The sequence below is a fragment of the Amycolatopsis coloradensis genome, from assembly GCF_001953865.1.
Lineage (GTDB): Bacteria > Actinomycetota > Actinomycetes > Mycobacteriales > Pseudonocardiaceae > Amycolatopsis > Amycolatopsis coloradensis.
Genome location: NZ_MQUQ01000005.1, coordinates 166,567 through 178,367 on the forward strand (window position 1 = coordinate 166,567; position 11,801 = coordinate 178,367).

The following is an 11,801-nucleotide window of genomic DNA, read 5'->3' on the forward strand; positions in this document are numbered from 1 at the left end:
ACTAGATACGGCCGTTGCGGGTGGGCTGCCAGCGAAGCACTCTCTGCTCCACGGCGAGGAAGGCCGCGTTGAACCCGAAGCCGAGCAGCCCGAGCAGGACCAGCCACGACCACATGAGCGGGAAGTCGAACGCCTGCTGTGCGTCCATCAGGGACCGGCCGATGCCGTTGTAGGAGCCGACCAGTTCCGAGATCACCATCAGCAGCAGCGAAATGGACAGGCTCAGCCGCAGGCCCGCGAAGATCTTCGGCCCGGCCGCGGGCAGCACGATCGAGCGCACCCAGTACGACCGAGGCGTCCGGAACGACTTCGCGGTGTCGACCTTCACCTGGTCCACCGACCGGACGCCGTCCACCGTGTTGAGCACCACCGGCCAGATCGCGCCGAAGATGATCGATCCGGTCTGCATCCCCGGTCCGAGTCCGAAAAGGACGATGAACACCGGGATCAGCGCGGGCGGCGGCACCGAGCGGAAGAACGCGAAAAGCGGTCCGACGTAGTCCATCCCGGTCTTGGACCGGCCCAGCGCGACACCCAGCGCGACGCCGACGACACCGGCCAGCAGCCAGCCACCGAGTGTGCGGCCGAGGCTCGGCAGGACGTTGTCGAACACCGTGTCGGTCAGGAACAGCTGTGACGCCGGACCGCTGAACCACAGCTTCACCGACGCGGACACGATCTCGGTCGGCGGCGGGAAGAACGGGCTCTCCGCGAGCCGGGTCGAGAGTTCCCAGATCCCGAGCAGGGCGAAGAACAGCAGCCAGTTGCGGGCCAGGATGCCGAGGCCCCGGCCGACGCGCCTGGACAGCGTGAGGGTCGTCACGAGACCGCCTCCCGGTCGACCGTGCTCCAGCGGAAGGCCCGCCTGCCGATCATCTCCAGCCCGCCGTTGATGAGGAAGCCGAGCAAGCCGACCACCACGGTGCCCGCGAGCACGAGGTCGAACCTGGTCGAGCCGGTGCTGGCCTGCATGATGAAGTTGCCGATGCCGAGTTTGGCCCCGGCCAGGAATTCGGTGCTGACCACCGCGATCAACGCGATGTTGGCGGACAGCCGGACTCCGGTGAACACGAACGGCGCGGTATGCGGCAGCGCCACCGACGTCAGCGTCCGGAACTTGCCCGTGCCGCAGGCTTTCGCGGTTTCGAGCAGGACGGGGTCGATCTCGCCGAGCGCGTAGATCGTGTTGAACATGATGGGCCACAACGACGCGTACACGGCGAGCGTGATCTTCGCTTCGGGGCCACCGCCGATCAGCAGGAGCACCAGCGGGATCAGCGCGACGGCGGGGATCGGCCGCAGGAACTCGACGACCACCGCGGTCGCGGTGCGCAGGCCGGGGATGCTGCCCAGCAGCAGACCGGCGGGCACGGCGATGGCGACCGCGATGAGCAGCGCGATGGCCCACGCGAGGAACGTGGCGACCAGATCGCGGATGAACTGCGTCTCGCCGAACTGTTCGAAGATCGTCACGAGGACGACGGACGGCGGGGGGAGGAACTCTTTACGGACCAGGCCGGCCTGGACGATCACTTCCCAGAGGAGGAAGAAACCGGCCAGACCGGCCAGGGCACGGAGAAGTCGTGGCACCTTGACCTTTATCCAGCTTGAGGGGCGAGCATCGGGGCGGCGTCGAGTTTGGCGGTGATCACGCCGGTCTGCAGCAGCAGATCCGGCACGCGCTGCAGGCGACGGGCGTCCAGGGTGGCCCCGAACGTCGGCAGCGTGAGCAGTGAAGCGGTTTCGGCATCGACCTTCGCGTACTTGACGATCATCGGTTCGATCTTGGAACGGTCGGCCGAGTCGCGCACGGCCTTGGCCAGCGCGCGCTGGAACGCGGCCAGCGTCTTCGGGTTCTTGTCCACAAAGGAACCGAGCGCGCCGAAGCCCGCCAGGGGGAAGTCCGTGGTGGCACCGGTGGCGATGTCGACGACCGGGGTCGCGCCGACCACCTTGGACGCCTGGGTCAGGAACGGCTCGGGCAGGTAACCCGCGTCGACCTGGCCCGACGACAGGGCGGCGGCGATGTTCGGCAGCTGCATGGGCACCCACTGCACCTTGCTGGTGTCGACGCCGTGGTCCTTCATCACCGACACGGTGAGCAGGTGGGACGCGGTGTTCTTGTCGGTGATCGCGATCTTCTTGCCCGCGAGGTCGTTGATCGTCTTGACCGAGGAGGTCGGCACCGTGACGACCGCGTTGCTCTTGGGACTGGCCGAAACGGAGTCGGCGACGAGCCGGATGTCGGCCGCGTTCTTGCTCTTCGCGACGAAGAACGGCATGTAGGTGGAGAAGGCGATGTCGACCTCGCCGCCGATCATCTTGGTCATCGCCTGCTGGCCGCTGGGCGCGTCGACCGCTTCGACCTCCAGGCCCTCGGCCTTGAAGTAGCCGCCTTCCTGCGCCAGCCGCAGGGGCGCGAGGTCGACGACGGGCAGCAGGGCCACCTTGATCTTCGGCTTCTCCACCGCGCCGTCACCACCCGACGCCTTGGACGTGTCGTCGCCGCCGAGGGCGCCACAGGCGCCCAATGTGGCCAGCATGAGGGCGCTCAGGGCGACACCGATGGCGCCCCGTCCTCTGCCGGCACCGCTCCTGCTCAAGGCGTTTCGAAACAAAGCCAGCTCCTCGGAAACAATGAATCACCGTTGTGGTTTTTTCATCCGTGTCGTGGCTTCATTTCGCCCGGCACGCGGTCACCTTAGAGATTTGCCCACCTGCTCACAATGGGTGCCGTGAGCGGGTGATCATTTTAGGCCGTTCGCCTGATCGCGTGATCACCCGCTTGGACAACACTACTTTTAGTGATCGAATTACTGGTGGGGCGACAATTCGGGGTAACCGCGTGTCATCAGCTCGTGGTCTGGGGCGCGATCATCGGGCCGACGTCGATCTTGGTCTGGATGGCGCCCATCTGCAGGAGCAGGTCCGGGACCCGCTGGATGCGGCGGGGGTCCAGGGTGGACTGGAAGGTCAGCAGCGTGGTCAGCGCGGCGGTGTCCTGGTCGATCTTCGCGTACTTGACCAGCAGCGGCTCGATCTTGGAGCGGTCGGCCGCGTCGCGGGTGGCCTTCTGCATGGCGCGCTGGAAGGCGGCCACGGTCTTCGGGTTCTCGTTCACGAACTTGCCGAGCGAGCCGTAGCCGGCGGTGGGGAAGTCCTGGGTGGCGCCGGTGGCGGTGTCCACGACCGGGACGGTGCCCGCCAGCTTCGCGGTCTGGGTGATGAAGGGCTCGGTGAGGAAACCGGCGTCGATGTCGCCGTTCTTGAGCGCGGCCCCGACGTTCGGCAGCTGGATCGGCACCCACTGCACCTTGCTGGTGTCGACGCCGTGGTCCTTCATGACCGACTTGGACAGTGTGTCGGACACGGTGTTCGGCGCGGTGATGCCGATCTTCTTGCCCGCCAGGTCGGCGACGCTCTTCACCGACGACGTCGGCAGCGTGACCAGCATGGTGCTCTTCGGGCCCGCGGAAGAGGCGTCCGCGACCAGCTTGATGTCGGCGGTGCCCTTGCTCATCGCGATGAAGAACGGCGTGTAGCTCGCGTAGGCGATGTCGACCTCGCCGCCGATCAGCTTGGTCAGCGAGATCTGACCGGTGCCCGCCTCGACCGCTTCGACGTCGAGGCCCTCGTTCTTGAAGTAGCCGCCGTCCTGCGCGAGCCGGAGGGGGGCGAGGTCGATGGTCGACATCACGGCGACCTTGATCTTCGACTTCTCCAGGTTCCCGGAGCCGCCGGAGGAGGACGACGAATCGTCCCCGCCGAGCAGGCCGCAGCCGCTGACCGATACCGAAACGACGGCCGCCATCGCGAGGGCGAGGGCTCCACGCCGACCTTGGCTGACGCTCAAGGCCTTCTTCGAGCTTGCAGAGCCAAGCAAGTGGTGCTCCTGATCAAGGGGAGGGACACGTGACGACGTGGCCTGATGTGGAATTCGGAAGTGACTCTTTGTCTCAAGTCACGGGCCCACTGTAGAGAACCGACAACGTGCTCACAATGGGTGGTCATCCTATGATCCCCAGTGGTAACGATCACCCGAACAGGTTGTTTGTCAAAAGTGAACACAACTCGGCGTGTTCGTTGAGTCGATCGGCGAGAGTTTGTTGCCAACTGAGCGACAACAGGTCAAGGGCCGTCCGGTGGGACTTCCCACGTCTTGTCCGAAGGGTTACATCTGGGCCATCCGTTCGCTACCCTCATGCACCGGTAGTGAGGTGTGGACCACTGATGTAGTGAAAGAGAGTGCCTTGGATGGCCGAACGCTCTGGACCTTTCCCGAGGTGCAAGGCACTCTGTGTTGACCGAACGAGTGTCGAACACGACCGTGCTTCACTGGTGCGTGCCCGCGCACTGGCGGGTTAGGCCGAACAGACCAATGATGCCAGGCGGGAATTCGGCCAAGTGCACCTGAGAGACTGCGTCAAAGACGATTTCCTCATCCGTCAGAGTGAGCACTCGCTTCGTATGTCCCCCTGCCGGGTGGCAGGAGTGAGCGGGTAGTGGTCTCCGACAACCGATCCAGACAGCAGTACGGCCAGTTCGAGAACGGCATGTCCAAAATGGGCTTTCCCGGCCCGGATGAAGATGATGGTGGTGCGGCGGTGCCGAACGAAGACACCGCGGGGGTGGGAGGGACCCCTGCGCGGGAAACCGGAGACGGTCCTGGCGGGAAGGTGGCCGGGTCGTTCCTGGGCCTGCGTAACTGGCGCCTGCGATCCAAGCTCGCGGCCGTCCTGATCATCCCGACGCTGACCGCGCTCGCGCTCGGCACGCTGCGCGTGATCGACGACAGCGGCGAGGCGGCGAGGTTCCAGGACACCGCCGACCAGGTCGCGTTCGCCGACAAGATCACGCTCGTGGTGCACGAGCTGCAGAGCGAACGCGCGCTCGCCGTCGCCAACATCGCCTCCGACGACCCGTCGCGCCAAGCCGGTCTCGACGCGCAGATCGCCAAGGTCGATCGCGCCGTCGACGACCTGCGTGCTTCGGCGAACCAGATCAATCCGGACGACCAGGACACGAGGGACCGCTACTCGCGTGGTCTGCAGCGGCTCGACGCCCTGCGCCCGCTGCGCGGCGCGATGAGCACCTCGCTGCTGGGCGACACCCCGGTCCTCATCGCCTACTCCGGCGTCCTCGACTCGCTGGTCCAGCTCGGTCGCGAGGTGACCACCGCGGTCGCCAACCGCGACGTGCTCCGGCTCGGTGTCACCGTGCAGGCCATCAGTGAGAGCAAGGAGTTCATCGCCCGCGGTGACGCGGCGCTGCTGATCGCCTCCTTCCGCTCCTCCTTCCCCGGCGACCTGTTCGACCAGGCCCGCTCGGCGGTCGCGAGCGGCGACGCCTCGACGGCGGCCTTCCTCGCGAACGCCAGCCCCGAGCAGCGGCAGCTCTACTCGGACACCTTCTCCGGCCCCGAGGTCGACGACCGCCGCCGGATCACCACGATGGCGTTCTCGCTGCATCAGCAGAACGAGACGCCGTCGATCGACAACGTCGCGCTGGGCAACGACAGCCGCGTCGCGCTGGACAAGCTGCGCGCGGTCGAGACCAACCTGCTCGGCCAGCTGCGGGCACAGGCCGACGGCTTGGCGACCGACGCGATCAACTCGGCGTGGATCGGTGGCGCGATCGTGCTGCTGGCCCTGCTCGCGGCGCTGTTCCTGATGCTCGTCATCGCCCGCCTGATGCTGCGCCCGCTGCGGGTGCTGCGGAAGACGGCGCTCGACGTCGCCTACACACGACTGCCGGAAACCGTGCAAGCGATCCTGGACGACCCGGACCCGGTCAACGCCGCGAAGCGGTCGGTCGAGCCGGTGCCGGTCACCTCGCGTGACGAGATCGGTGAAGTGGCGCGGTCGTTCGACGTCGTCCACGAACAGGCCGTCAAGATGGCCGCCGAGCAGGCCCTCCTGCGCGAGAACGTCAACGGCATCTTCGTGAACCTGTCCCGCCGGTCGCAGCGGCTGGTGGAACGCCAGCTCGGCGTGATCGACCGGCTCGAGGCCGACGAGCAGGACCCGGACCACTTGGCCAGCCTGTTCGAACTCGACCACCTCGCCACGCGGCTGCGCCGCAACGGTGAAAGCCTCCTGGTGCTTTCGGGCGCCGGTCTCGCGAAGTCGGTGCCCAAGCCGGTGCCCGCCGCCGACGTCATCGGCGCCGCGGTCTCGGAGATCGAGCAGTACGCCAGGATCGAGGTCGGGATCGTCCCCGAGGTCGCCGTCCAGGGCTTGACGATCCACGACCTCGTGCACGTCCTCGCGGAACTGCTGGACAACGCCACCTACTTCTCCGAGCCGGAGACGAAGGTGACCGTCCGCGCGGTGATCACCCGCAAGAAGGCCCTCGCCATCCAGGTCACCGACCACGGTGTCGGGATGACCGAGGAACGGCTCGCCGAGGTCAACACCAGGCTCGCCGAACCGCCGGACCTCGACGTCTCGGTGACCCGGCGGATGGGCCTGTACGTGGTCGCGCGCCTGGCCCGCCGTCACGGCATCGAGGTCAGGCTGCGGGAGAACGAGGACATCGAGGGCGGCGTGATCGCGCGGGTCGTCGTACCCGCCGAGCTGCTCACGCAGATGCGGCCCGGCGTGCGGAACGCCCCGCCGTCGAACCGCTCGGAAACGTCGATGCCGTCGATGTCCGAGATGTCGGCTTCACTGCCGAGCATCCCGGCGTCCGACCGCGGCCTGGAGATGACCCCGCCACCGCCGTCGAAGCCGCCGGCCGCCCCGCAGCCGGTCGCGAACCAGGGCGGGCTCGTCCCGCTCGACCAGCCGATCAGCCTCGACGACCTGGTCGCGGGCAAGAACGCGGCCGGACCGTTCCTCAGCCCGGCGTCCCCCGCTGAGGAGGTCCCGGCGTGGCCGACGGCGGACGACATCTCGCCGCCGAACGGCGACGGTGCCTCCAGCGGCACGGAGACCCAGTTCGCGTCGCTCGTGCTGCCGAAGCGGGAGCCGAGGTACGCCCCGGTGAACCCGGTCGAGTCGCCGCGGCAGCCCGACGAGTCCGCCGACGCGGGCAAGTCGGCGCTCGACGACGACGTCCCGACCAGGCGGCTCCCGATCTACCAGTCGGTGCTCTCGCGCTGGTTCAGCGAAGGCGACGAGGCCGGCGGTGACACCCCGACCACCTACACGGAGCCGGTCGAGCCGGAGCAGCAGGACCACGACGGTTTCGACGAGCCGGTCGAAGCCGTCGACGAGTCCGCCGAAGAGGCGTTGCCCACTCGGACCCCGCAGAGTGTTCCGCCGGAGACGGTGCTCCAGGACAATGGCTGGCGCAGCGCGTCCGACGACGGCTGGCAGGCGGCACAGGCCCTGTACGAAGACCGGAACGACGAGATCACCCCGGCGGGCCTGCCCAAGCGGGTGCCGAACCAGTACCTCGTCCCCGGTTCGATCGGCGGGAACGAGCCGAAGAAGGAAGACTCGTTCGCCGACAAGACCTCCGGAATGCCGGGGACGGGCGCTATCGCCCGCTCGGCGACGGCGGCGAGGAGTCGGATGGCAAGCTTCCAACAGGGCTACAAGTCGGGACGGCACGCGTTGAAGGAACGCCCGATAGACGCGCTGGATGACAACGGCGTTCCGGTGACCGGCGGAGGTTCCTCCGCCGATGACAGCAGTAAGGAGTGAAGGTGACACGGGCGGGTGCGATGCAGCCGGGCGGTCCGGCGCAGCCTGGCGGCCAGGCGCAGGGTAAAGGACACACGAGCAGCTTTGCCTGGCTGATCACGGATTTCGTGCACCGGGTCCCGGGCGCGGCGCATGCCGTGGTGGTGTCGGCGGACGGTTTGCTGCTGGCCTCCTCCAAGGGGCTTCCCAAGGACAGGGCCGACCAGCTCGCCGCGGTCGCGTCGGGGCTCACCAGCCTCGCGCGCGGTGCGGCGAAGGTCTTCGAAGGCGGCACGGTCGCGCAGACGGTGGTCGAGATGGCCAACGGCTTCCTCTTCCTGATGTCGGTGTCCGACGGTTCCTGTCTGGCGGTCCTCGGGTCGCCGGAGAGTGACATCGGCCTGGTCGTCTACGAGATGACCCTGCTGGTGGAACGCGTTGGGCAACAGCTGACACCGGAGATGCGCGCGCAACTGCAGGGCGCGTCGGTCCGCCGCTGAGCGACCGGGAACCGAGGAGAATGCCGTGGACGACGGGCGCTTGAGGGGCGATGGCCGGCTCGGTGACGACTTCTCCGGCGGGTGGTCGGAACGTGACGACGGCCGGGAGGACTGGACGTCCTTCCGGGACCGGGTCGACCGCGAATGGCGATCGCGCCGGGCACAGGGGTCGGACAACGACCCCGTGTCACCGGACGAGGCCTCCCGCTGGCTGACCGATTCGAACGCGGGACAGGGACCCGCCGATTTCAGCGTCACGGACTACCGGGAGCGTCTTCTCGGTGGCCCTGGGGCGGAACTGTTCGGTGGTGGCAGCGGCCCGCTGTACGACTCGGGCGAGTTCGCCAAGTTCTCCTTCGACAAGGAGGAGGAGCGCCGGGCGGCGGCCGCCGATCCGCTCGCCGCGGCACTGCCGCAGCAGGCGCAGAACGAGTTCGTCGACGAGCAGTACACCACCGACGTCGAATCCTCCGGCCTGGTCCGGCCGTACTTCCGCACGCGGGGACGGACCAAGCCGACGTACGACCTTGCCATCGAGGCGTTGATCTCGACCAGTGAACAGGGACGTGTGCTCGACCGGGTGCGCGTCCCCGAACACCGGTCGATCTGCGACCTTTGCCTGGACACCCGGTCCGTCGCCGAAGTCGCGGCGCTGTTGCGCCTGCCGCTCGGCGTGGTCCGGGTGCTGATCGGAGACGTGGCCGGCCTCGGCCTGGTCCTGGTGCACACCGCCAGCCAGAACGTGGGTGACCGGCCCAGTATCGAGTTCATGGAGAGGGTGCTCAGTGGGCTTCGGAGAATTTGACTCCGACGCGAATGCGCCGCAGGTGGCCGGGCCGACGTCGTCGGCCAAGATCGTGGTCGCTGGCGGATTCGGATCGGGGAAGACCACGCTGGTCGGGGCGGTTTCGGAGATCGATCCGCTGACCACCGAGGCCATGATGACCGAGGCCAGTACCGGCGTCGACGACAATTCGGCCACCCCGAACAAGTCGACGACGACCGTTGCCATGGACTTCGGCCGGATTTCGCTGGACTCGGATCTGGTGCTGTACGTGTTCGGTACGCCGGGCCAGCACCGGTTCTGGTTCATGTGGGACGACCTCGCGGTCGGCGCCATCGGTGCCGTCGTGCTGGTCGACACGCGGCGGCTCGCCGACGCGTTCCCGTCGATCGACTTCTTCGAGAACCGGAAGCTGCCGTACGTCGTGGCGATCAACTGCTTCGACCGGCTGCTGCACCACCAGATCGAGGACGTCCGGCACGCGCTGACGATCTCGCCGTCCGTGCCGATCATGGCCTGTGACGCCCGGGAACGTGAGTCCGCCAAGCAGGTGTTGATCTCGGTCGTGCAGCACGCCATCGCACACGATTCGGCGTTGCGCGCGGGATAGGACAGACGAAAGCCCGGAGCGGATGCGGCCGTTGGAGTGAACTCGGCAGGCTTCACCCGCTTCGGGGTGTGGTGCACCAGCCGGCGCGGGCGCGGGGCGATCCCTTTCACGCGATCCTGTGCGGGCCTTGCCCGATCAGGTGATTGAAATGTCGGTGACCTGCGGCGACATCGCTTCACACCTGGTCGCGTCCGGCCACCATGGGGTGACCCACGAATGCGCGGTTCGCGATGAGTCGACGCGGTGAGCGGCTGGACGTTCACGTTCGGTCAACACCCTCGGCCGGGTGGCGGGCTCGACACGATCGGCGTGACGAATACGCTGGGTGGAGGCGTCTTTCGGCTCGCCGGTGCCCAGGTCGGTGCCGACCGGGGAGAGATGTCCGGACCACGCCGCCCAGGTGGTCTTGACGCAGCGAGGAGGGACTTGTGACGGCATCCGGACAGCAGAGCTCGTTCGGCTGGCTCATCACGGATTTCGCGCGCCGGGTTCCCGGTGCCGCGCACGCCGTGCTGGTCTCGGCCGACGGACTTCTCCTCGCGCCGTCGGAAGGGCTGCCGCAGGAACGCGCCGAACAGCTGTCCGCGGTCGCGTCCGGATTGATCAGCCTGACCGCCGGCGCGGCGCGCTGCTTCGACGCGGGCGGGGTCAACCAGACCGTCGTCGAGATGGAACGCGGGTACCTCTTCCTCATGTCGGTCGCCGACGGTTCGTCGCTCGCCGTACTGGCCGCGCCGACCTGCGACATCGGCACCGTCGCCTACGAGATGACCCTGCTCGTCGAGCGGGTCGGGCAGCAGATCACCCCCGAGCTGCGGGCGCAGCTGCAGGGCGGCGTCCGTGGGTAGCCGCCGATGAAGATCACCGGATTCACCGAACCGGAACCCTCCGGCTGGGACTCCCTCTACCAAGGCGCCGAGCGCGAAGCCTACGACTCCCCGAGCAGGTTCGAGCTGAGCTCGATCAGCATGGTCATGCCGCGGCGTCCGGCCGCGCCGCCGGAACCGGTCCCTTCGCCCATGCCGTCGCCGCTCCGGCAGCCGTCGCCGCGTCCCGCGTCCGCGGGAAACGGTGCCGCTGGTCCGGGCCCTTCGGGTAGCGCGCCCGCTTCGGTCTATCTGCCGACTTCGGGCTCCCGGGTCCGGCCCTACACGCGTACCGGCGGGCGCACCCGCACCGCGCACGACCTGGCGCTGGAGGCACTGGTCTCGACCAGCGACCAAGGCCGCCGGTATCGCGGCGTGCGGACCATCGAGCACCGGCAGATCTGCGACCTCTGCCTGGACACCCGGTCGATCGCGGAGATCGCCGCGCATCTGCGGCTGCCGCTGGGCGTCGTGAAGGTGCTCGTCGGCGACATGGCGGACGCGGGGCTCGTCCTGATCCACCAGACGGAGCTGATCCTCGGCGACTCCTCCTCGCGCGCTTTCATGGAGCGCGTCCTTCAAGGCCTTCGCGACCTCTGACCCTCCCCTCCCCGCGTTTCGTCCTCTAGTTGCGGTCGTTCGCTTCCCTAACTACCGCAACCAGAGGACGAATTGCGGTCCTTGCGCCGGGGCAACGATCCTCGAGTTCGACTACCTTGCGGTGACTTATCGGCACGTTCGGTAGTGCCCTGGGCTGCTTTTCGATAGAACCACGGTCGTACGTGGACTGAACCTCAGCGTGACGCCGGTCCCCGTGATCTGCGTTAACCTGGTCGAGGAGTAGCCGGTGGGATACTGGAGAAAGCATCCTAGGAAGGATCTGGAAGCTGTTCTGGATCACTTCCATCGGGCAGGATGGCGGATCTTGGATCCACCCACCTACTACACCGTCAGGTGCCCGTGCGGGCAACATCAGCGTTGGATCCACCTGACACCGAGCGGTTCCAACTACGGGAAGAACGCGTTGTCCTGGCTGCTGCGCCAACCTTGCTACGAGATCGAGGGAGGTTCCTGATGGGCGTGACCGTCCATGCGCATTGGGTCTTCATCGCCGACGGCGCCGATGATCTCTTCGGCTACTGCGACAAGGTGATGCAGGCTCTCCTTGATCAGGAGCGCTGTGTCACCGGGTTCGCGGACAGCGCGGTCTCCGCGGACGCCGGTCGTCGGGTGATGGAGATCGAGGCCGATATCTCCAGCGACGACCTGTCGCACGCCATCGCCGAAGGGCATGCGGCGGTCCGGGCCGCCTTGCACTCGGTCGGGATCGGGACACCTGAATGGCCGACTCATGGCGAGGCCATGTCACTGGTGCTAAAGGATCTCCGGACCGAACAGCTCGTCTAGCCCGGC

At 67.4% G+C, this 11,801-nt stretch carries 11 protein-coding genes; 7 read left to right on the plus strand and 4 right to left on the minus strand.

Annotation, left to right across the window (positions count from 1 at the left end; genetic code table 11):
• Position 1: 1 nt before the first annotated feature.
• The 4 genes from BS329_RS10315 to BS329_RS10330 all read right to left on the minus strand — a co-directional run bounded on the left by BS329_RS10315 (position 2) and on the right by BS329_RS10330 (position 3,811).
• On the minus strand, positions 2–823 hold the full coding sequence (locus tag BS329_RS10315; protein WP_076158610.1) for an ABC transporter permease: 822 nt from the start codon (positions 821–823) through the stop codon (positions 2–4).
• Complete coding sequence (locus tag BS329_RS10320) at positions 820–1,590, minus strand: ABC transporter permease (RefSeq protein ID WP_076158612.1); 771 nt, start codon at positions 1,588–1,590, stop codon at positions 820–822. The genes BS329_RS10315 and BS329_RS10320 overlap by 4 nt, the downstream gene beginning before the upstream one ends.
• An 8-nt stretch (positions 1,591–1,598) precedes the next feature.
• Complete coding sequence (locus BS329_RS10325) at positions 1,599–2,543, minus strand: ABC transporter substrate-binding protein (protein WP_076158615.1); 945 nt, start codon at positions 2,541–2,543, stop codon at positions 1,599–1,601.
• A gap of 308 nt (positions 2,544–2,851) precedes the next feature.
• Complete coding sequence (locus BS329_RS10330; RefSeq protein ID WP_076158617.1) at positions 2,852–3,811, minus strand: ABC transporter substrate-binding protein; 960 nt, start codon at positions 3,809–3,811, stop codon at positions 2,852–2,854.
• A gap of 742 nt (positions 3,812–4,553) precedes the next feature.
• Here BS329_RS10330 and BS329_RS10335 point away from each other — a divergent pair.
• From BS329_RS10335 to BS329_RS10370, 7 genes are all read left to right on the plus strand, one after another.
• Positions 4,554–7,649: a sensor histidine kinase gene (locus BS329_RS10335; RefSeq protein ID WP_076160131.1), complete on the plus strand. Its 3,096-nt coding sequence runs from the start codon at positions 4,554–4,556 to the stop codon at positions 7,647–7,649.
• 20 nt (positions 7,650–7,669) lie between these two features.
• A complete protein-coding gene (locus BS329_RS10340; protein WP_085939650.1) occupies positions 7,670–8,128 on the plus strand; it encodes a roadblock/LC7 domain-containing protein in 459 nt (152 codons plus the stop codon).
• Between the two features lie 25 nt (positions 8,129–8,153).
• Complete coding sequence (locus BS329_RS10345) at positions 8,154–8,933, plus strand: DUF742 domain-containing protein (RefSeq protein ID WP_076158620.1); 780 nt, start codon at positions 8,154–8,156, stop codon at positions 8,931–8,933.
• A complete protein-coding gene (locus tag BS329_RS10350; RefSeq protein ID WP_026467043.1) occupies positions 8,914–9,522 on the plus strand; it encodes a GTP-binding protein in 609 nt (202 codons plus the stop codon). Before BS329_RS10345 ends, BS329_RS10350 begins: the two co-directional genes overlap by 20 nt.
• Before the next feature lie 428 nt (positions 9,523–9,950).
• A complete protein-coding gene (locus BS329_RS10355; protein ID WP_038507851.1) occupies positions 9,951–10,370 on the plus strand; it encodes a roadblock/LC7 domain-containing protein in 420 nt (139 codons plus the stop codon).
• 6 nt (positions 10,371–10,376) lie between these two features.
• On the plus strand, positions 10,377–10,988 hold the full coding sequence (locus BS329_RS10360; RefSeq protein WP_076158623.1) for a DUF742 domain-containing protein: 612 nt from the start codon (positions 10,377–10,379) through the stop codon (positions 10,986–10,988).
• A gap of 474 nt (positions 10,989–11,462) precedes the next feature.
• A complete protein-coding gene (locus BS329_RS10370; protein WP_076158628.1) occupies positions 11,463–11,795 on the plus strand; it encodes a hypothetical protein in 333 nt (110 codons plus the stop codon).
• The last annotated feature ends 6 nt before the right edge of the window (positions 11,796–11,801 follow it).